Source organism: Armatimonadota bacterium (assembly GCA_031081585.1).
GTDB lineage: Bacteria > Sysuimicrobiota > Sysuimicrobiia > Sysuimicrobiales > Humicultoraceae > Geohabitans > Geohabitans tengchongensis.
Map to the genome: position 1 here is coordinate 34,380 of JAVHLY010000021.1, position 19,048 is coordinate 53,427.

The 19,048-nt window shown below is 74.4% G+C and carries 20 protein-coding genes; 7 read left to right on the forward strand and 13 right to left on the reverse strand.

From position 1 onward, the window contains the following. Nucleotides 1-28 precede the first annotated feature (28 nt). The 3 genes from RB146_09505 to RB146_09515 are packed head-to-tail and all read left to right on the forward strand — an operon-like array spanning nt 29 to nt 3,161. Nucleotides 29-979, forward strand: a complete 951-nt coding sequence (locus RB146_09505; protein ID MDQ7829213.1) for a ferritin-like domain-containing protein — start codon at nt 29-31, stop codon at nt 977-979. Between the two features lie 41 nt (nt 980-1,020). Further along, nucleotides 1,021-2,271 carry a 3-hydroxy-3-methylglutaryl-CoA reductase gene (locus tag RB146_09510; GenBank protein MDQ7829214.1) on the forward strand — a complete coding sequence of 417 codons (1,251 nt, stop codon included), beginning with the start codon at nt 1,021-1,023 and terminating at the stop codon, nt 2,269-2,271. Further along, complete coding sequence (locus RB146_09515; protein MDQ7829215.1) at nt 2,268-3,161, forward strand: diacylglycerol kinase family lipid kinase; 894 nt, start codon at nt 2,268-2,270, stop codon at nt 3,159-3,161. Before RB146_09510 ends, RB146_09515 begins: the two co-directional genes overlap by 4 nt. A 12-nt stretch (nt 3,162-3,173) precedes the next feature. On the opposite strand, the gene RB146_09520 is transcribed toward RB146_09515, so the two are convergent. Continuing rightward, nucleotides 3,174-3,893: a lysophospholipid acyltransferase family protein gene (locus RB146_09520; protein MDQ7829216.1), complete on the reverse strand. Its 720-nt coding sequence runs from the start codon at nt 3,891-3,893 to the stop codon at nt 3,174-3,176. After that, a complete protein-coding gene (gene cmk / locus RB146_09525; GenBank protein ID MDQ7829217.1) occupies nt 3,883-4,590 on the reverse strand; it encodes a (d)CMP kinase in 708 nt (235 codons plus the stop codon). The genes RB146_09520 and cmk overlap by 11 nt, the downstream gene beginning before the upstream one ends. Nucleotides 4,591-4,731: 141 nt before the next feature. Here cmk and RB146_09530 point away from each other — a divergent pair, with 141 nt between their 5' ends. Beyond that, nucleotides 4,732-5,085, forward strand: coding sequence for a tRNA-binding protein (locus tag RB146_09530; GenBank protein MDQ7829218.1), 354 nt, complete (start codon nt 4,732-4,734; stop codon nt 5,083-5,085). Nucleotides 5,086-5,135: 50 nt separating this feature from the next. Here the strand turns inward: RB146_09530 and RB146_09535 are convergent, their stop codons facing one another. From RB146_09535 to lysA, 8 genes are all read right to left on the reverse strand, one after another. Next, entirely contained in the window at nt 5,136-5,759 is a 624-nt protein-coding gene (locus RB146_09535; GenBank protein MDQ7829219.1) for a metalloregulator ArsR/SmtB family transcription factor, read from the reverse strand. 102 nt (nt 5,760-5,861) lie between these two features. Further along, a complete protein-coding gene (locus tag RB146_09540) occupies nt 5,862-6,269 on the reverse strand; it encodes a PspC domain-containing protein (GenBank protein ID MDQ7829220.1) in 408 nt (135 codons plus the stop codon). Continuing rightward, nucleotides 6,266-7,171 (reverse strand): CoA ester lyase, encoded by a 906-nt coding sequence (locus tag RB146_09545; GenBank protein ID MDQ7829221.1) that lies wholly within the window; start codon nt 7,169-7,171, stop codon nt 6,266-6,268. Before RB146_09545 ends, RB146_09540 begins: the two co-directional genes overlap by 4 nt. Then, the gene (locus tag RB146_09550; protein MDQ7829222.1) at nt 7,161-8,402 is read right to left on the reverse strand and encodes a D-alanyl-D-alanine carboxypeptidase family protein; all 1,242 of its coding nucleotides are present in this window, start codon (nt 8,400-8,402) and stop codon (nt 7,161-7,163) included. Before RB146_09550 ends, RB146_09545 begins: the two co-directional genes overlap by 11 nt. 2 nt (nt 8,403-8,404) lie before the next feature. Continuing rightward, nucleotides 8,405-9,007, reverse strand: coding sequence for an SMC-Scp complex subunit ScpB (gene scpB, locus RB146_09555; GenBank protein ID MDQ7829223.1), 603 nt, complete (start codon nt 9,005-9,007; stop codon nt 8,405-8,407). Continuing rightward, entirely contained in the window at nt 9,004-9,750 is a 747-nt protein-coding gene (locus tag RB146_09560; protein ID MDQ7829224.1) for a segregation/condensation protein A, read from the reverse strand. The genes scpB and RB146_09560 overlap by 4 nt, the downstream gene beginning before the upstream one ends. 93 nt (nt 9,751-9,843) lie before the next feature. Beyond that, entirely contained in the window at nt 9,844-10,455 is a 612-nt protein-coding gene (locus RB146_09565; protein ID MDQ7829225.1) for a site-2 protease family protein, read from the reverse strand. Between the two features lie 3 nt (nt 10,456-10,458). Beyond that, on the reverse strand, nt 10,459-11,760 hold the full coding sequence (gene lysA, locus RB146_09570; protein MDQ7829226.1) for a diaminopimelate decarboxylase: 1,302 nt from the start codon (nt 11,758-11,760) through the stop codon (nt 10,459-10,461). A 113-nt stretch (nt 11,761-11,873) separates the two neighbouring features. Here lysA and RB146_09575 point away from each other — a divergent pair, with 113 nt between their 5' ends. Beyond that, a complete protein-coding gene (locus RB146_09575) occupies nt 11,874-13,052 on the forward strand; it encodes an acetyl-CoA C-acetyltransferase (protein ID MDQ7829227.1) in 1,179 nt (392 codons plus the stop codon). Between the two features lie 44 nt (nt 13,053-13,096). Then, entirely contained in the window at nt 13,097-14,863 is a 1,767-nt protein-coding gene (locus tag RB146_09580; GenBank protein ID MDQ7829228.1) for an SLC13 family permease, read from the forward strand. Between the two features lie 440 nt (nt 14,864-15,303). Here RB146_09580 and RB146_09585 read toward each other — a convergent pair whose 3' ends face one another. Next, complete coding sequence (locus RB146_09585) at nt 15,304-15,996, reverse strand: DUF881 domain-containing protein (protein ID MDQ7829229.1); 693 nt, start codon at nt 15,994-15,996, stop codon at nt 15,304-15,306. Between the two features lie 154 nt (nt 15,997-16,150). On the opposite strand from RB146_09585, the gene groL reads away from it, so the two are divergent. Then, the gene (gene groL / locus RB146_09590) at nt 16,151-17,776 is read left to right on the forward strand and encodes a chaperonin GroEL (GenBank protein ID MDQ7829230.1); all 1,626 of its coding nucleotides are present in this window, start codon (nt 16,151-16,153) and stop codon (nt 17,774-17,776) included. 61 nt (nt 17,777-17,837) lie between these two features. On the opposite strand, the gene RB146_09595 is transcribed toward groL, so the two are convergent. Together RB146_09595 and RB146_09600 are read right to left on the reverse strand one after the other, a co-directional pair. Then, on the reverse strand, nt 17,838-18,539 hold the full coding sequence (locus RB146_09595) for a Crp/Fnr family transcriptional regulator (protein MDQ7829231.1): 702 nt from the start codon (nt 18,537-18,539) through the stop codon (nt 17,838-17,840). 58 nt (nt 18,540-18,597) lie between these two features. Continuing rightward, nucleotides 18,598-18,873 (reverse strand): CHRD domain-containing protein, encoded by a 276-nt coding sequence (locus RB146_09600; protein ID MDQ7829232.1) that lies wholly within the window; start codon nt 18,871-18,873, stop codon nt 18,598-18,600. Between the last annotated feature and the right edge of the window lie 175 nt (nt 18,874-19,048).

Genomic DNA, 19,048 nt, shown 5'->3' on the forward strand with positions numbered 1-19,048 from the left:
CGCCGGGCGCAGACGACAGGGTGAGACGGTGACGAGACCAGGTACGCGCGCTGGCATCCGGGGCGTCATCCGCATCTTCCCCGACCTGGAGGAGGACCTGCTCCTCAACCTCTTCCACAAGGCGGCGAAGGTGCAGTGGACCTCCCGCGACCTCGACTGGGGGCAGTCCCTCCAGATGACGGAGCGGCAGCGCCAGGCCCTGGCGCGCATGCTCACGCCCGTCTACCTGGGGGAGCAGACCGCCATGGTGGGCGCCAGCGCCATCCTCCCCCAGCTCATGGACGCCGGGGAGACCACCGCCCAGCTCTACCTGGCCTCCTTCATCATGGACGAGGCCCGCCACTTCGAGGCGCTCACGCGCCTGTACCGGCGGCTGGAGTACCACCCCATCGGGCTGCGCGAGCTGCCGGAGATGCTGCGCTACCACCACCGCCTGCGGCAGGGCGACCGGGCCGACTGGGTCTGGGGCATCCTCATCAGCGACCTCTTCGCCAAGCACTTCTACCGCTGGTTCGCCGAAGCCCAGCCGGAGGCGCTCTTCGGCCGCATGTCGGCGAAGATCCTGGTGGACGAGTCGCGGCACCAGGCCTTCGCCGAGCACTACCTGCGCCGCAACATCCCGCGCATGGAGCCGGCCCGCCGCGCCGCGCTGGTGGCCATGCGCGACGAGCTCTACCGCATCATGCACGCCATGAACGACCGGCTGCGCGCCGACTGCGAGGCGCTGGCCTTCGACGGCGACGCCTTCCTGGCCCGGCTGTGGGACGACATCGAGTACTTCACCCGGCGCATCGGCCTCACCGACGGCACCCCGCCGCCGCCCGACCCGGCCCGCCTCGGCCCCGACGCGCCCGTGGAGGAGGAAGCAGAGGACCGGCCGCGCCCCACCCTCCACCTGGCCGGGCTCCCCCTGCCGCGCTGCTTCGGGTGCGTCCTGGCCCTGCTCTGCCACCCGCGGGCGCAGCCCGCTCCGGCGTGAGGGCCCCGCCCACCCGCCGGTCTCCCTGGCCGCGCCGCAACATGCCGGAGCAGATCGCCGAGCGCCAGGCCGCCCTGCGCGCCCTGCCCCAGTGGGAGTCGCAGCACGAGTTCCTCTTCGCCTTCCCCCACCCCCCCGAGGTGTACGCCAGCGCCATCGAGGCGCTCACCGCCGGGATGTTCCTGCCGGTGGCGGTGGTGGGACCGCTGCGCGTGGAGCTGGGGCGCTACGCGGTCGACCCCGCGGACGGCCGGCTGGTGGAAGAGGGGCGCGAGGTCGACGAGGTCTTCGTCCCTATCGCCCACACCGAGGGGGGGCTGTCCGCCTCGATGCTGCGCGGCATGACAGCGGTGCTGCAGGACGGGGGCGTGCGCACCTACGTGCTGCACGACCGGATGACGCGCGACTCCGCCTTCGTCTTCCGCACCACCGGTGAGGCCGTCGCCTTCGCCCGGTGGGTCGCCGCCCACGCCGCGGCGATGCGGGACTGGCTGCACGACCCCCAGAACCCGCTCTACCGGGAGCGGGTGGGCGGGGTCGCCCGCCTCAGCCGCCACGCCCGCCTGTGGGAGGTGGACACCCACGTGGTCGGCGCCACCTGCCACGTCCTCTACCGGTACACCACCGGGGACGCCTGCGGGCCCAACATGATCACCCGCAACTCCCACGCCCTCAACCACGAGTTCATCATGCGCCGCTTCCCCGCCGAGACCGGCATCACCCCGGTGCGGTTCTTCCTGGAGACCAACATGGGCGGGGACAAGAAGCCGAGCGCCCTGTACTACATCCAGGGCGGGCACGGCAAGACCGTCCTGGCCGAGGCCACCGTGAGCGGGGAGACGCTGCGCCGCGTGCTCCGCACCACCGCCGAGGACCTCGTGGCGCTGGAGCACGCCGGCGTGCACGGCAGCCACGCCAGCGACATGCAGTCGGTGGCCTTCACGCCGGCCTCGGCCATCGCCGCCCTCTTCGCCACCACCGGGCAGGACCTGGGAATGGTGGGGACGAGCAGCATGGCACACGAGGTCCTCGAACCGGCCGGCGACGGGGTCCACCTGGCCATCCGCCTGGCCGGGCTCGAGGTGGGGACGGTCGGCGGCGGTACCGTGCTGCCCCACGCCCGTGCCTACCTGTCGCTCCTGGGGTGCACGGGACCCGGCAGCGTCTACCGGCTGGCTCAGATCATCGCCGCGGCCACGCTCTGCCTGGAGCTCTCCGCCTCGGCGGCCATGGCCAGCGCCGGCAGCGAGAGTTTCGCCACCGCCCACCTGCGGCAGAGCGGGCGGGTGTGAGGGCGTTCGCCATCGTCAACCCCGCCGCCGGCGGGGGGCGGGCGCGACGGGTGTGGCCGGCGGCGCGCCGCACGCTGGTGGCGGCCGGCTGGCAGGTGGACGAGGCCACGGCCGAGCACCGCGGCCACGAGGCCGACCTGGCCGCCGCCGCGCGTGACCGCTACGAGGTCGTGATCGCCGTCGGCGGCGACGGGACCGCCCACTGGGCGGTGAACGGCCTGCTGCGTCCACCGGCCCCGGGCGCCGGCGCTCCGACCCCGGCCCTCGCCGTCATCCCCGCCGGCACGGGGGCGGACTTCGCCGCGGCCATGGGCCTGCCGCGCCACCCGCTGGACGCGGCTGCCCGGCTGGCGGGCGGACGCGTCGGACGCGTCGACGTGGGCCGACTCAACGACCGCTACTTCCTGACCATCGGCACCGTGGGGTTCGGGGGCGAGGTGGCCCGGCAGGTGAACGCTTGGCCGCGCGGGGTGCCCGGCCCGCTGCTCTACGTGGCCGCCATCCTGAAGATGCTGGCGGTCTACCGCCCCGTCGAGATGACGGTGACCCTCGACGGCACCGCCCGCCGCCGCCGCCTCTTCATGGTGGCCGTGGGGAACACCTCCCGCGCCGCCGGGGGCATGCGGCTGTGTCCCACCGCGCGGCCCGACGACGACCGCTTCGAGGTGGTGGTCTTCGGCGACCTCACCCGGCCGCAGGTGCTCGGCCTGCTGCCGCGCGCCTTCTCCGGCCGGCACGTGCTCCACCCGCTGGTGGAGGTCCGGGCGGCGCGCACGGTGACGGTGGAGAGCCCTACCCCCCTCTCGCTGCAGGCCGACGGCGAACTCGTCGGACAGGTGCCGGCCACTTTTGCGCTGGTCCCCCGCGCCCTCGCCGTCCTGGTCCCCTGAAGCCCCGGCCGGTCAGTCGCGTCCCCCTGGCGCGGTGGGCGTCCCGGACGAGGTCGCGGCGGGCGCTGAGACGTCGGGCCGCGGGGGGGTGGCTGCCGCCTGCGCTGCGAGGGGCCGGACGGGCCGCTGCTCCTCCGGGAGGAGGGCGGCCACCGCGGCCTCGAAGCGCGCGGTCCACTCGCGCACCAGGGCGTGGCTCAGCCGTCCCTCCACGCGCGGCACCGCCAGGGGCGGACCCAGCCGGATCGACACCGGGGCCCGGCGGGGCCAGCGCGCCCCTTTGGGCATGATGCGGTGGCTGCCGCCGATGCCCAGCGGCAGGACCGGGACCCCCGCGCGCAGCGCCAGGTAGGCGGCGCCCTGCTGGAAGGGCTGGAGCCGGCCGTCCAGGCTCCGCGTCCCCTCGGCGAAGACGCCGATGGCCCAGCCCTGGGCCAGGCGGTCCAGCGCGGTGCGCAGCGCGGTGCGGTCGGCCTGGTCGCGCCGGACGAAGAAGCTGCCGAGCGAGCGGATCCACAGCCGCACGCCCCGCAGCCGCGCCAGCTCCTCCTTGGCCATGAAGGCCACCCTGGCCCGCAGCGCCAGGGCCACGAGCGGGATGTCGGCCGCGCTGGCGTGGTTGGCGATGACGATGAACGGCGGTGGCGGCTCGTGGTGGCGCCCCTCCACCCGGTAGCGCACCTGCACCCGAAACCACAGCCGGAAGAGGAAACGGTTGAACCTAAACCACACTCAACCGCTCCTGACAGAGGCGCAGCACCGCCTCCACGACCTCCCCGAGCTCCCGCTCGGTGGTGTCCATGACCACGGCGTCCGGGGCCGCCCGCAGTGGGGAGTGCGGGCGGCGCCGGTCCCGTTCGTCGCGCGCCTCCTCGGCGGCGCGGAGGTCCTCGTAGGCCACCTCGATGCCCTTGGCGCGCAGCTCCCGGTAGCGGCGGCGGGCGCGCTCCTCGGGCGAGGCGGTGAGGAAGATTTTCACCTCGGCGTCGGGGAAGACCACCGTCCCGATGTCCCGTCCCTCCACCACCACCCGCCCGTCGCCGGCCAGCCGTCGCTGCAGGGCCACCAGCGCCTGGCGCACCTCCGGGTGTGCACTCACGAGGGAGGCCGCCTCGCTCACCGCCGGGCTCTGCAGGGCCTCCGTGACATCTTCGCCCGCCAGCAGCACGCGCTGCCCGTGGGAGCCCTCGCGGAAGTCGATGGCCAGGGTGCGGGCGATGGCCGCCAGCGCAGGGGCGTCATCGGGGGCGATGCGGCGGCGCAGCGCCTCGTAGGCCACCGCCCGGTACATCGCGCCGGTGTTCACGTACCGGAACCCCAGCCGGGCCGCCACGGCGCGGGCCACCGAGGTCTTGCCCACGCCGGCCGGACCGTCGATGGCCACGATCGGTCCTGTCCGCCGCTCTCCGGTGTCCCGATCTTCGGCCATGCTGCAGGGGCTATTCCGTGGCGCGGCGGGGAACTCCTGTGCTCCCGCTGCCGCGGGCGCCGCGGGGCGGACCGGTGGCCGGCCCCGCCCTCTGCCCCGCGCCGGGAGGCGTGACGGCACGGGGCGTGGAACCGGTCCTCCATGCCCGCGGACGAGCCCCTGCCTACCATCACGCTGGCGGAGTTCCAGCGGGTGGAGATGCGCGTCGGCCGTATCGTCGCTGTGGAGCCCTTCCCCGAGGCGCGCCAGCCGTCCTACCGGCTGCTCATCGACTTCGGCCCCCACGGAACCCGCCGGTCCTCCGCCGCCCTGCGGCCCTTCTACCCGCCCGAAGCGCTGCAGGGACGGCTCGTGGTGGCGGTGACGAACTTCCCGCCCCGCCGCATCGCCGGCTTCGCTTCAGAGGTGCTCGTCCTCGGCGCCGTGGAGTCCACCGGGCGGGTGGTCCTGCTCCAGCCCGACGGCGAGGTGGAGCTCGGCGCGCGCATCGCCTGATCCCGCGGCGGCGGCCGGGGACGCCGCGCGCGGTCAGGCCTCCGGCCCGGTCAGGGTTCCGGGCGCCCCGGGGATCCGGCGGCACCAGCCGCGCGCGCGCCGGGCGACACCCTCCGGTAGATCCCCCGTTCCCGCCGCATCAGGCCGTGGTCCACCAGCGCACGGCGCAACTCACAGTGGTCGTGGTAGAGGGCCTTGAGCACCTGGTCCACCTCCCGCTCGGAGTAGGCCCGGTCGGGCGCGAAGCGCCGGGCCACCTCCTCCAGCACCATGAGGCGCTTGCGCCGGGCCGCCGGCAGCCGGCGCAGCCGGCCGTCCGGGAAGAAGGCACGCAGGACCTGGTCCCGCTCCTCGGCCGCCGGGGCCGCCTGCCGCGGCAGCAGAGCCCGGGAGAGGTGGGCGAGCCGCTCCGACTCCAGGCGGTAGTAGACGTGCTGGTCACGGCGCCCGGCCGTCACGAGACCGGCGGCCCGGAGGCGGAAGAGGTGGTGCGAAACGGTGGGCGCGCTCACGCCGAGCGCCTGAGCCAGCTCCTGGACGTAGCGCGGCCGCTCCGCCAGCAAGCCGACGATGCGCAGGCGCGTGCGGTCAGAGAGGACCTTGAAGAACTCAACCAAGTCCTCGAAGGGAACCTCCCCCGGCTGCCGCTCCGGGGGACCACCGGTCGACACCATGAGCCGCCTCCTCCCCCGCCGGACCCCTCGGCCCGGCGGGAGTTAAACAATTTTACAGTTGTCTCATCGTCGATTGTCCAGGGCCGCAGGCGGTACCGGCGGTCAGAGGCGCCCTGGACGCAGGAGGAGGATGAGGAGCCCGGCGAGGATGAGGACCACCGCGGCCAGGCGCTCGCCGCCCAGGCTCACCAGGTCCAGGTGGCGCAGCGCCAGGTAGAGTCCGCCCAGGACCAGGATCAGGCCCAGCGTGCGCTGGCGCTGCACGCCGGGGGGCTCGCCAGCGTGTTCCTGGGGCAGGTCCGGTTCCGTCGCCACGTGGCCCAGCGGCTCCTCCGGGATGGTCACCGTCATCACCAGGTAGAGGAGCACGCCGAGCCCGTCCCACAGGCTCAGGGCGACGAAGGCCACGCGCACCGGGAGGGGGTCGACGCCCAGGAAGCGGGCCAGGCCCGCGGCCACACCGGCGATCCAGCGGTCCTCCCGCGCCCGGTAGAGGCGCCGCCCGGTCACGAGCGAGAGCGGCGGCGCGTGGGACGCTCCGGCGGCACTGCGGCGCCCCGCGCGCGTTCCAGCAGGCGTTGCGCCTGGGCGACGATGGGCGCGTCGACCATGCGCCCGTCCAGCACGATCGTCCCGCGCGGCGCCGTCGCATAGGCCTCCACCACGCGCATAGCCCAGGCCACCTCCTCGGGCGAGGGGGTGAAGACGGCGTTGGCCACCTCCACCTGCGTCGGGTGGATGCACTGCTTGCCGGTATAGCCGAGCAGCCGCCCCGCCTCAGCCTCGGCCCGGAAGCCGTCGGTGTCGCGCACCGCCGTGTAGACCATGTCGATCGCCTCCACACCGCCGGCGTGGGCGGCCACGGCCACATGCGCCCGCGGGTAGGCCACCTCGGCGTTGGTCGGGGTACGGCGGATGCCCATGGCCGCGGCCAGGTCGTCGGCGCCCAGCAGCAGCGCCGTCACCCGCGGAGTGGCCTGGGCGATGGCGACGGCGTCGAGGACGGCCCGCGGGGTCTCGATGAGGACGAGCAGGCGCACCGTCCCCGGGTCCAGGCCGGCCGCCGGTTCGTGGGCGGTCAACCACTCGTCGAGCGCCACCACCTCGGCGGCATCGGCCACTTTGGGGACCACCACCCCCCACAGCGCCGGGTGGAGGACCGCACGCAGGTCCTCTTCCAGGAGGCCCGTTCCCCGGCTGTTGGGCCGCACGCAGACGGCCGTCGACGCGGGGAAACCCTCGGCCAACGCCTGCGCCACCAGCGCCCGCGCCCGCGGCTTGTCCGCGGCGGCCACCGCGTCCTCCAGGTCCAGGATCACCGCGTCGGCGGACACCTGGCGCGCGCGGGCCAGCATGCGCGGCTGGTCGCCGGGGACGAAGAGCATGGAGCGGAGGGGACGGCTAGGGCCCATCCCCGGCCGCCTGCGGGAAGGGCTCCCGGCCCCGCCGGATCCAGAGCCAGCCGGCCAGGCGCTCCCACCACGAGAGGGCGGCGACGTCCGCGGCGGCGACGATGGGGACCTGCAGGGCCCGTCCGCCGCCCCGGAGGACCACCACCGCCCCTACGCGCGCTCCGCGCCGGATGGGCAGGGTGAGGCCGGGGTCCAGGCGCACGACCACCGGCGGCGCCGGTGCGCCGCGCGGCAGGACGACGTAGAGGTCGTCCCGGGGCACGCCCGTCAGCACACGGCGCCCGCCGGCCAGGGGGCGGCGGACCACCACGCGGTCGTGCGCCACGACCCGGACCAGGACGGAGGCGGCAAAGCCGTAGTCGAGCAGGCGGGCGGCATCGCCGAAGACCTCATTGCTGTTCAGGACGACGGCGATGAGCCGCCGCCCGCCGCGGGTGGCCGAGGCCACCAGCGAGGGACCCGACTGGGCGGTCCACCCGGTCTTCACCCCGTCCGCCCCCGCGTAGAGCCAGAGCAGCCGGTTCCGGTTGATGAGCTCCACCGGAGGCTGCCCGGGGCGCACCAGCCGCCAGGTGGGCTGTCGGACGATGGCGTCGATGACCGGGTGGCGCAGGGCCCCGCGGGCGATGAGGGCTAGGTCCCGCGCCGTGGTCAGGTGGCCGGGATCGTGGAGCCCGTGCGGGTTCACGAAGGTGCTCCGGCGCGCGCCCAGCGCGCGGGCCCGCCGGGTCATCTCGGCGGCGAAGGCCTCCACCGAGCCGCTCACCGCCTCGGCCAGCGCCACCGCGGCGTCGTTGGCCGAGTGGAGCAGCAGCGCGTGCAGCAGGGCCTCCACCGACCAGACCTCCCCCTGCCTCATCCCGATGGCCGACCCGTTCCGCTGCGCCTCGGCCCGCCCCGAGACGGTCACCGGGTCCTGCAGGCGCAGGCGTTCCGCCGCCAGCAGCGCGGTGAGGATCTTCGTGGTGCTGGCCGGCGGCCGGGGCAGGTCGGGGGCGCGCGCCCACAGCACCTCACCGGTGCGCACGTCCATGAGCAGCGCCGAGGTCGCGGCGACGCGGGGGGCTGGGACCGTGCGGACGGCGGCCGGGTGCAGGGAGGACCGGCCGGTGGCGGCGCCTCCCGGCGAGCCCGCCAGCGCAGGGGCGGCCACCATCGAGACCGCCGCCAGGACGGACGCACAGGTCCGCGGCCGGACGAGCCGGAGCGGGTGGGCTCCGCGGGACGCCATCATCACCCGGGCGGTGTCTGCCCGTCGCGGGCCGCCACCGGCACCAGGTCGGGGCGCGGCGGGAGGTCGGCCAGGCTGCGCAACCCGAAGTAGCGCAGGAAGGCGTCGGTGGTGCCGTACAGCAGCGGCCGGCCCACGGTCGGCTTGCGGCCGACCACCCGCACCAGCTGGCGCTCCTCCAGCCGCTCCAGCAGGTGCTCGCAGCGCACCCCGCGCACCGCTTCCACCTCGGCGCGCGTCACCGGCTGGCGGTAGGCGACGATGGCCAGGACCTCCAGCGCGGCCTGGGAGAGCGGCTCGCGCGCGGCGGCGCCCAGGAAGCGGCGCACCACGTCGGCATAGGCCGGGTGCGTCACCAGCTGGTAGCCGCCGGCCACCGCCTGCACCTGCAGGCCGCGCCGCTCGCACGCCGCCGCCAGATGGCGCACCGCCGCCTCGGCCAGGTGGGGCGCCACCTGGACCGCGTCGGCCAGACGGTCGAGCGGGACGGGCTCACCGCTGACGAAGAGCACCGCCTCGATGGCGCGGGCGGTGTCCTCGACCGCGGCGTCGGCCTCCCCGATCAGGTCGGCCAGGCTGGTGAGCGCGGTCCGCACGTCGATCATGTCACAGCGTCCTCCCCATGGCGGCTGAGCCGCACCTGCAGCGCCCCGTCCTCCCCCGCCTGCACCCGCACCCGCCGCAGCCGGATCAGCTCCAGCACGGCCAGGAAGGTCACCACCACCTCCAGCCGGGTGGCCTCCGCCGGGAAGAGCCGCTCGAAGACGACACCCGCCGGATGGGTCCGCAGCAGCGCCAGCAGCGCGGCCATCCGCTCGGCCACCGTGATCCCCTCGGGCTCGATGGCCGGCGGCGGCGCTTCCCGCGACCGGGCCAGGACGCGGTGGAAGGCCGCGAGCAGGTCGTCCAGCGAGACGCCGGCCAGCAGCGCCTCGTCCGGCGGCTCCCCGGGCGGACGGGCGAAGACGCGCTGGCGGTAGGCCTCGAGCACCCGCAGGGCGGTGGCGGCGTCCTTGAAGGCCCGGTAGGCGCGCAGCCGTTCCTCCAGCAGGGCGTCGAGGTCGGCGGCGGACTCCTCGAGGGTGACCGGTTCAGGGGGGGCGGGCGGGCGGGGCAGCAGGGCCCGCGCCTTCAGCTCGACGAGCGCCGAGAGCAGCCACAGCGTCTCGGTGGCGTCGTCCAGGTCGAAGCCCTCGCGCACGCGCGCCAGGACGTCCCGGGCGAGCTCGGCCAGGGGGAGGGTCTGAAGGTCCACCTCGCCCTGCTGCGCCAGCTGCACCAGCAGGTCGAGCGGGCCTTCAAACGTGGTGGTATGGACGACGTAGGACGACGGTCGGGTGCTGGTCACGCTCGACGACGGCCCACCACGCAACGGATATGGAGGGGCACGGAGCCCCGCTGCCCTGGTACGGTTAGGTGCCGGCGCCCCGAAATCCTGCGGTCAGGCCCCCAGCGCCTGGCGCATCAGCCAGAGGAAGGGCGGCCCCACCAGCACGTCCACCAGCCCCAGGTAGATGAGGCCGATGAGGATGAGCACGCCGAAGGGCTGCAGCCGCGCGTAGGCCAGGCTCAGCTGCGGCGGCAGCAGGCCGATGAGGATCTTCGAGCCGTCCAGGGGAGGCACCGGCAGCAGGTTGAAGACCGCCAGGATGGCGTTGATGCGCACCAGCGTGACGACGAGCTGCACGAGCGGGTCGGCGGTGTCGCGGACCAGCCCCAGCTTCACCGGCAGCCCGAAGAGGAAGGCCAGGACGACGTTGGCGAGCGGGCCGGCGGCGGCCACCACCAGCAGCCCGCGGCGCCAGTCGCCGCGGAAGTTCAGCGGGTCAACCGGCACCGGTCTGGCCCAGCCGATGCCGAAGAGGAGCAGCAGGAGGGTGCCGAGCGGGTCGAGGTGGACGAGGGGGTTGAGGGTGAGGCGCCCCAGCCGGCGCGCCGTCGGGTCCCCGAGCCGGTCGGCGGCGTAGGCGTGGGCCGCCTCGTGGGCCGGCGCGGCCACCAGCAGGGCCAGGGCCCGGAAGAGGAGGACCGACGCGGACGGCAGGAACGGCACGGCTCAGGCCAGCGGGCGGTCCAGGCGGATCAGGTCCTCGTAGGTCTCGCGCTCCACGATCACGCCGGTGCGCGCCGCGTCGCTGAGGACCACCGCCGGACGGGGGAAGCGGTTGTAGTTGCTGGCCATGGCGTAGGTGTAGGCCCCGGTGGAGAAGACGGCCAGCACGTCCCCCGGCTCGACCGGCGGCAGGGCCGCCTCCCAGATCAGCACGTCCCCCGACTCGCAGCAGCGCCCGGCCACGGCCACCGGCTCCCCCGCCGGCGCATCGACCCGGTCCGCCACCACCGCCGTGTAGCGCGCGCCGTAGAGGGCCGGGCGGGGGTTCTCGTACATCCCGCCGTCCACCATGACGTAGGTGCGCACGCCGGGGATGCGCTTCACCGCGCCCACGGTGTAGAGGGTCACGCCCGCCGGGCCGACGATGGAGCGCCCGGGCTCCAGGAAGAGGCGCGGGCGCGGCAGGCCGTGCCGGTCTACCGCCTCGCCGAGCGCCCCGGCCACCGCCCCCACGTAGGCGGGGATGGTGGGCGGGGCGTCCTCGGGCAGGTAGGCGATCCCCAGCCCGCCGCCCAGGTTGACCTCCGCGGCCACGAGCCCGGTGGCTTGCCGCACCTCCGCCAGGAAGTCGGCCACGGCGCGCGCGGCCAGGCGGAACGGTTCCAGGTCGAGGATCTGCGAGCCGATGTGGCAGTGAACCCCGCGCCACTCCAAGCCCGGCAGCCGCGCCGCCACGCGCACCGCCTCGAGCGCCGCTCCGTCCGGGATCCCGAAGCCGAACTTCGAGTCCACCCCGCCGGTCTGGATGGCCCGGTGGGTGTGGGGCTCGATGCCGGGCGTCACGCGCACCAGCACGGCTGCCCGCCGTCCCAGGTCGCGGGCCAGGCGGTCGAGCAGGCGCAGCTCGTGGGCGTTGTCCACGATGATCCGCCCCACCCCTTGCGCCAGCGCCAGGCGCAGCTCGTCGGGGGTCTTGTTGTTGCCGTGGAGGTGGAGGTGCTCGGGCGGCACGCCGGCCCGCAGGGCCGTGTACAGCTCCCCGCCCGAGGCCACGTCCACGTGCAGCCCTTCCTCGTGGGCGAGCTGGCAGAGCGCCACCGTGCACAGCGCCTTGCTGGCGTAGATGACCTGCCCGTCGCCCCAGGCGTCGCGCAGGGCCGCGGCGTAGGCGCGGCAGGCGGCGCGCAGGCGGGGCTCGTCGAGCACCAGGAGCGGCGTGCCGTACCGCTCGGCCAGGGCGAGGGCGCTGTGTCCCCCGATGTGCAGCACCCCGCGGGCGTCCACCTGAAAGCCGTGCAGGACCATGGCGCTACTCTAGCAGAGACCCCCGCAAGCTGTCCCCCGCGCAGGAGCGGCGGGCGGGGCGCACGGTGCGGGTGTAGACTGGAGCCAGCGATGTTCCTTCGGAGGCGGAGACCATGGCCGAGGTCGTCATCCTCAGCGCCGCCCGCACCCCCATCGGGCGCTTCCTGGGCGGGTTCGCCACCACCCCGGCGCCGCGGCTGGGGGCGGCGGCGATCCGTGCCGCCCTGGAGCGTGCCGGAGTCGGCCCCATCCAGGTGGACCAGGTGATCATGGGCAACGTCCTCTCCGCCGGGGTCGGCCAGGCCCCGGCGCGGCAGGCCGGGCTGGGCGCAGGGCTGTCCAACACCGTGCCGGCCACCACGGTGAACAAGGTCTGCGGCTCGGGGCTGCAGGCGGTCGTGCTGGCGGCGCAGGCCATCCGCACCGGCGATGCCGAGGTGGTGGTGGCCGGGGGCATGGAGAACATGAGCCTGGCCCCCTACCTGCTCGACCGGGCGCGCGCCGGGTTCCGACTCGGCCACGCCACCGTGTTCGACAGCATGCTGCGCGACGGGCTCCACGACGCCTACACCGACCTGCACATGGGGCAGTGCTGCGAGCTGTTGAACCGCGAGTACCGCTTCACCCGCGAGGAGCAGGACGCCTACGCCGCCGAGAGCTACCGGCGGGCGCTGGCGGCCATGGACACGGGGGCCTTCGCCGACGAGCTGGTCCCCGTGGAGGTGGCGCAGCCGAAGGGCCCGCCCGCGGTGGTGGACGCGGACGAGGAGCCGCGCCGCGTCGACTTCGACCGCCTCCCCTCGCTGCCGCCGGCCTTCGACCCGCAGGGCTCGGTGACGGCGGCCAACGCCAGCAAGATCAGCGACGGGGCGGCGGCGCTGGTGGTCGCCTCCGCCGACGTGGCGGCCCGTCTGGAGCGGCGGCCGCTCGCCCGCATCGTGGGGGCGGCCGGCGCGGCGGGCGCGCCCGAGTGGTTCACCATCCAGCCCGCGGCGGCCATCCGCCGCCTGCTGGAGCGCGTCGGCTGGACGCTCGACGAGGTCGACCTCTTCGAGATCAACGAGGCCTTCGCCTCGGTGGTCCTCGCCGTCACGCGCGACCTCGGCGTGGGCACGGAGCGGGTGAACGTCCACGGCGGGGCGGTGGCGCTGGGCCACCCCATCGGGGCGAGCGGGGCGCGCATCCTCACCACCCTGCTGCACGCCCTCCGCCGGCGTGGGGGCCGTCGGGGCGTGGCCGCCATCTGCCTGGGCGGCGGCGAAGCCCTGGCCCTGGCGGTCGAACGGGTCTGACCCCGCAGGCGCTCGCCACCCTCCTCATCCTGGCGGGGGCGGTGGTGGCCCTCGCCCTCGGCCGGTGGCCCGCCGACCTCACCGCCTTTGCCGTCCTCCTCGTCGTGGCGCTGGCCCGTCTCGTCCCGCCGGAGCAGGCCTTCGCCGGGTTCGGCTCGCCGGCCGTGGCGGCGGTGGCCGCCATCTTCGTCCTCAGCACGGGGCTGGAACGCACCGGCGCCGTGGCGCTGCTGGCCCGGCCCCTGCGCCTGGTGAGCGGCCGGTCCTACCAGCGGCTGCTCGCCCTGCTCATGGGCCTCGCCGGAGTGCTGGCCGGCTTCATGAACAACCTGGCGACCATGGGCGTGCTCCTCCCTGTCACCTTGACGGTGGCCCACCGGCGGCGCATCAGCCCCACCCGCCTCCTCCTCCCCCTGGCCTACGCGGCCCGCTTCGGCGGGAACCTCACGTTGGTGGCCGGCCCGTCCAACGTCCTCATCGCCGCCATCCTGCAGGAGCGCGGGCTGGCGCATCTCGGCCTCTTCGACTTCGTGCCGCTGGGCCTGACGATGCTGGTCGTGGGGACGGCCTGGACCGTGGCGGTGGGGTGGCGCCTCCTCCCCGCGCGCCCCTCCGAAGAGCTCCTGCGCGCCACCCGGCGACGCACGCGCCTGGTGCGCCTGTACCGCCTCAGCGAGCGCCTCTTCGAGGCCCGCATCCCCGCCGGCTCCCCGCTCGTCGGCAAGACCATCGAGCAGAGCGAGTTCGGCCGCGCCTACGGGCTGACCATCGTGGCCGTAGTCCGCGACGGCCGCCAGCTGCTGGCCCCGCCCAAGGACCTGGCGCTGCGGGCCGGGGACCGGCTCGTCATCGAAGGGCGGCTGGAGGAGCTGCTGGAAGCCGAGGCGCTGGAGCGGCTGGGGCTGGAGCTGGCCGCACGCTCGGAGGGGGGTGCCGCACCCGAGGTGGCGCTGGACGGCGGCGACGTCGGCATCGTCGAGGCGATGCTCTCTCCGCGCTCCGGCCTCGTCGGACGGACTTTGCGCGAGATCAACCTGCGCGACCGCTCCGGGCTCACGGTGCTGGCGCTGTGGCGGGAGGGACGCCCGGTGCGCACCCGCCTGGCCGACCTGCCCCTGCAGGTGGGCGACGGCCTCCTCCTCCAGGGGCCCTGGCGTGCCATCCACGCCCTGCGCAGTGATCCCGACTTCATCGTGCTCGAGGCGGAGCTGCCTGCCGAACCCCGGCCGCAGAAGCTCGCCTATGCGCTGGCGGCGCTGGGGGTGATGATCGTCCTGGCCCTGGCCGGCGTGCCCATCGCCCTGGCCGCAGCCGCGGCTGCCGGGGTGATCGTCCTCAGCGGGGCCATCACCCCCGAGGAAGCCTACCGGGCCATCCATTGGCGCAGCATCGTCCTCATCGGCGGGATGGTCCCTCTGGGCCTGGCCCTGGAACGCACCGGCGTCGCCCGCCTCGTGGCCGAGGCGTTGCTGGCGGTGGTGGGGCGGACGCCGCTGGCGGCCCTGGCGGGACTGCTGGCCGCCGCCGTCGTGGTGGGACACTTCATGGACAGCGTGGCCCTGACACTCCTCATGGCGCCCATCGCGCTCGACCTGGCGGCCACGCTGGGCGTCTCCCCCGTCCCCTTTGCCATGGCCGTGCTGGCGGCCACGGGGCTGACGCTCCTCACCCCCTTCAGCAACGCGGTGATGCTGATGGTCATGGCGCCGGGCGGATACCGCCTGCAGCACTACGTGCGCTCGGGCCTGCCGCTCGTCGGCCTCCTCTTCCTGGTAGTGCTGGCGGTGATCCCGCTGGCCTACCCCTTCTGAGTAGCCGGTCCTGGAGTAAGGGGCCGGTCCTCGAGGCCCCGCGCGCCCCGCGAGGCGCCCGGGGGTCGGCCGGCTCCCCGACGGTTTGGTCCGCCGGCCGGATGGGCATATACCGAGTGCCTGGCGACGGCGCGTCGGCTGACGGATTGACAGGCGCCGCGTGCCGTCTCTATACTGAGCACCCGTCTCAACGAGGGTCGCGTCGCAACGCCGTCGCCGCCACTCAAGTTCGCCGGGCACGCGGCACGGCGCAAGCGCGACGGACCTCTCTCGGACGGGTTCTCGGGACCGTCCGGGGTCAGCCGAGAGGATGTCCGTTCACTCGGCGCCCGGTCGGTCCCTGCGCGTTTTCGAGGGCCAGGGTCAGCGGGCCGGCCCCGGGGATGTGGGTGTCGGTCCGCTGTGACGATGGAGGAGCGCCCCTGAAGGGCGCGTGCGGTTCAGCGGGGCACCGGACGGGCGTGGCGGAAGAGGAGCGGGCCGCGGTACGGCGGCAGGCGCAGCCGGGCCTGACGCTGCACGGTGACCCGCAGTCCGATCGCCTGCAACCCGTCCACGAAGCCCCCCCGCAGGCTCAGGGCGCCGTGCAGGGTGAGCGGCTCGCCGATGGCCGCGATGGTGAAGGGCGCCACCATCGGCACGGTCCCCACGACGATGGCGCCGTCCTCCCGGTCCCCGATGCCGGTCGTGGCCAGGACGCGCACCCCGTTCACCGCCACCGCCTCCGCCCCCGCCGCCCACAGCTCGTTCACCAGCCCGGCCAGGTCGGCCGCCCGGATCGTCACCGGCAGCGGTCCGCCCCCCAGGGCGGGCCGGTCGAGCCGGACCACCACGCCCGGGCCCTCCACCGGCAGCAGCCCCAGGGCCATACGCAGCTGGGCCAGCTCCTGGGCCAGGGCCTCGGCGGCCCCGCGCCCTTCCTGGATGGCCTGCAGGTAGGCGCCCAGGCGCCCCTGGAGGCGCTGGATCTCGGCCTCCAGGGCGGCCACCGCCTCCTCCTGCCGCTTCAGCAGCACGGCCACCTCCTGCACCCGGCGCGAGGGGAGCTGGGTGCGGGCCCGCAGCGGCCGTTCGGCGCGCCACTGGGCCACCCCGGCCATCCCGGTCACCAGGAGGAAGAGCGCCAGGGCCACCTGCCAGGCGCGCCCGCCGATGCCGTGTCGAGATTCCCTCTTGATTTGCCCGCCCCCCCTCCTAAGAATAGGGGATAGAAGATTAGCACTCCGGCCTGTGGAGTGCTAACCCACCGAACACCACCGAGACCCACAGGGCAAGGAGGGCGTGCCTATGCCGGCCAAGTTGCTGCTCTACGACGAGAGTGCGCGCCGGGCCCTGGAGCGCGGCGTGGAAAAGGTCGCCAACGCCGTCCGCGTCACGCTGGGGCCGAAGGGCCGCAATGTCGTCCTGGAGAAGAAGTGGGGCTCCCCCACGATCACCAAGGACGGCGTGACGGTGGCCAAGGAGATCGAGCTGGAGGACCCCTACGAGAACATGGGCGCCCAGCTCGTCAAGGAGGTTGCCAGCAAGACCAACGACGCGGCGGGAGACGGCACGACGACGGCCACGGTGCTGGCCTGGGCGATGGTCCGTGAGGGGCTGAAGAACGTGGCCGCAGGCGCCAACCCCATGCTGCTCAAGCGCGGCATCGACCAGGCCGTGGAGAAGGCCGTCGAGGCCATCAAGCAGCAGTCGATCCAGGTGGAGGGCCGCCAGGACATCGCCCATGTGGCCTCGGTGGCGGCCAACGACCCCGAGATCGGCGAGATCATCGCCGACGCCATGGAGAAGGTGGGCAAGGACGGGGTCATCACCATCGAAGAGGGCAAGGGGATCGAGACGACCGTCGAGGTCGTCGAGGGGATGCAGTTCGACCGCGGCTACATCTCCCCCTACTTCATCACCGACCCGGACAAGATGGAGGCGGTGCTGGAGGAGCCCTTCATCCTCCTCACCGACAAGAAGATCAGCGCCGCCCGCGACATCGTGCCCATCATGGAGAAGGTCATCCGCCACGGCAAGCCGCTCGTGGTGATCGCCGAGGACGTGGAGGGTGAGGCGCTGGCCACCCTCGTGGTGAACAAGCTGCGCGGCGTGCTGGCCAGCGTGGCCGTCAAGGCTCCGGGGTACGGCGACCGGCGCAAGGCCATGCTGCAGGACATGGCCGTGCTCACCGGCGGGCGCGTGGTCAGCGAGGACATCGGCATCAAGCTCGAGAACGTCGAGCTGGACATGCTCGGCCGCGCCGACAAGGTCCGCGTGGAGAAGGAGGAGACCACCATCATCGGCGGCAAGGGCGACCGCAGCGCCATCCAGGGCCGCATCGCCCAGATCCGCAAGGAGATCGAGGAGACCACCTCCGACTACGACCGGGAGAAGCTGCAGGAGCGGCTGGCCAAGCTGGCCGGCGGCGTGGCCGAGATCAAGGTCGGGGCGGCCACCGAGACCGAGATGAAGGAGAAGAAGCACCGCTTCGAGGACGCCCTCAACGCCACCAAGGCGGCGGTGGAGGAGGGCATCGTCCCCGGCGGCGGGACCGCCTACATCCGGGCGTTGCCGGCCCTCGACGGCATCACGCTGCAGGGCGACGAGGCCATCGGCGTCACCATCGTCCGCCGGGCCCTGGAGGAGCCCGTGCGGCAGCTGGCCCAGAACGCGGGCTACGAGGGCAGCCTGGTGGTGGAGCGGCTGAAGCGGGAGTCGGGCCGGACCGGCTTCGACGTGCTCACCGGCCAGTACACCGACCTGGTGAAGGCCGGGATCGTCGACCCGACCAAGGTGGTGCGGTTGGCCCTGCAGAACGCCGCCAGCGTGGCGGGGCTGCTGCTGACCACCGAGGCGCTGGTCGTGGAGAAGCGGGAGAAGAAGAAGGCGGCGCCCACCCCGCCGGGCGGCGGGATGGACGAGGAGTTCTGATCCGCCTGCCCACCCCAGCGGGGGAGCGGGGTATCCCGGCTCCCCCGCTTTGCTTTCATGGCTATCCCGCCGCCAGACCGGCACGCTGGCGCAGCCGCAAGGGGTCGAGCAGGACGATGCGCCGGCCGCGCAGGGCCACCAGCCCTTGCGCCCGCAGCGCGCCCAGCGCCCGGTTCACCCGTTCCCGCGTCGCCCCCACCATGGAGGCCAGCTCGGCCTGCGTGAGGTCGACGTCGATCTCCACCGCCGGGCCGTCCCGGCGGCCGGCGTGGCGGCCGGCCAGGTCGAGGAGGAGACGGGCCAGGCGCGCCTGCACGTCCAGGAAGGCCAGGCTCTCGGCATAGGCGGTGGCGTGGCGCAGCCGGGCGCCCAGCAGCTCGATCAGCTTGACGGCCAGCCCCGGCGTCGTCTCCACGGCGCGCAGGAACGCCTCCCGGGTGAGGGTGTAGAGGACGACATCCTCCACCGCCTCGGCGCCGGCGGACCGCGCCCCCCTGTCCAGCAGGGCCAGCTCGCCGAAGACGTCCCCCGGGCCGGCCAGGTCGACGGTGAGCTCCGTGCCGTCCTCGCCGAGCAGGAAGATACGGACGTGCCCCTCGCCGACGATGTAGAGGGCATCCCCCGCCTGGTCGCGGTGGAAGATCATCGTGCCCCGCCGGTAGGTCCGCCGGCGGAGGTGCGGTCCCAGGACGTCCAGGGTCCCGTCCGGGAGCGCCGAGAAGAGTTCGACGCGGCGGAGCAGCTCTCGCCCCTCTCCGGCCATGGCGAGGGCTCCTTCGGCGCCGGCTGCAGCCTTCCTGTTGCCTGGCCGGTGACGCGGCCTACCGCCCCGTGAGCTGCCCGCGGACCTCCCCGGCCGGGTTCAGCGCGGTGTGCAGGTTCACGTAGATGCGGCCGGCCTGCAGCTCGGCCATGAGCTCCTGGCTCGGCCGCCACACGCCGGCCATGGTCCCGCTGTTCCCGCCCGTCGGGCAGGCACCCGCCAGGGCGGGTTCGGGCGCCCCGCAGATCGTCTGTACCACCGGCCCCGCCTGTCCCGCTGCATCGCCGCAGCCATGGGTGTCGCTGGCGCGGCCGCACCCGACATCGTCAGCCACAACGCCAGGAGCCCCGCTGCGACCACCAGCACCAACGCGTGCTGCACGGGCCTCACCAGGCTGTGAGCCATCCTCCGCCTCCTCCGCCTGTCGCCACAGACACCGGCCTGTACGGGCGCGGACCCCGCCGGCCTCACGCGTGCCGGGTCCCCCCCGGTCTCACACGTGCCCTAGC

Coding starts and splice junctions, on each gene's coding strand:
- RB146_09510 (MDQ7829214.1), top strand. CDS start 1,021: ATGCCGGAGCAGATCGCCGAGCGCCAGGCCGCCCTGCGCGCCCTGCCC.
- cmk (MDQ7829217.1), bottom strand. CDS start 4,590: ATGGCCGAAGATCGGGACACCGGAGAGCGGCGGACAGGACCGATCGTG.
- RB146_09530 (MDQ7829218.1), top strand. CDS start 4,732: ATGCCCGCGGACGAGCCCCTGCCTACCATCACGCTGGCGGAGTTCCAG.
- RB146_09535 (MDQ7829219.1), bottom strand. CDS start 5,759: ATGGTGTCGACCGGTGGTCCCCCGGAGCGGCAGCCGGGGGAGGTTCCC.
- RB146_09545 (MDQ7829221.1), bottom strand. CDS start 7,171: ATGGGCCCTAGCCGTCCCCTCCGCTCCATGCTCTTCGTCCCCGGCGAC.
- RB146_09550 (MDQ7829222.1), bottom strand. CDS start 8,402: ATGGCGTCCCGCGGAGCCCACCCGCTCCGGCTCGTCCGGCCGCGGACC.
- scpB (MDQ7829223.1), bottom strand. CDS start 9,007: ATGATCGACGTGCGGACCGCGCTCACCAGCCTGGCCGACCTGATCGGG.
- lysA (MDQ7829226.1), bottom strand. CDS start 11,760: ATGGTCCTGCACGGCTTTCAGGTGGACGCCCGCGGGGTGCTGCACATC.
- RB146_09575 (MDQ7829227.1), top strand. CDS start 11,874: ATGGCCGAGGTCGTCATCCTCAGCGCCGCCCGCACCCCCATCGGGCGC.
- groL (MDQ7829230.1), top strand. CDS start 16,151: ATGCCGGCCAAGTTGCTGCTCTACGACGAGAGTGCGCGCCGGGCCCTG.
- RB146_09595 (MDQ7829231.1), bottom strand. CDS start 18,539: ATGGCCGGAGAGGGGCGAGAGCTGCTCCGCCGCGTCGAACTCTTCTCG.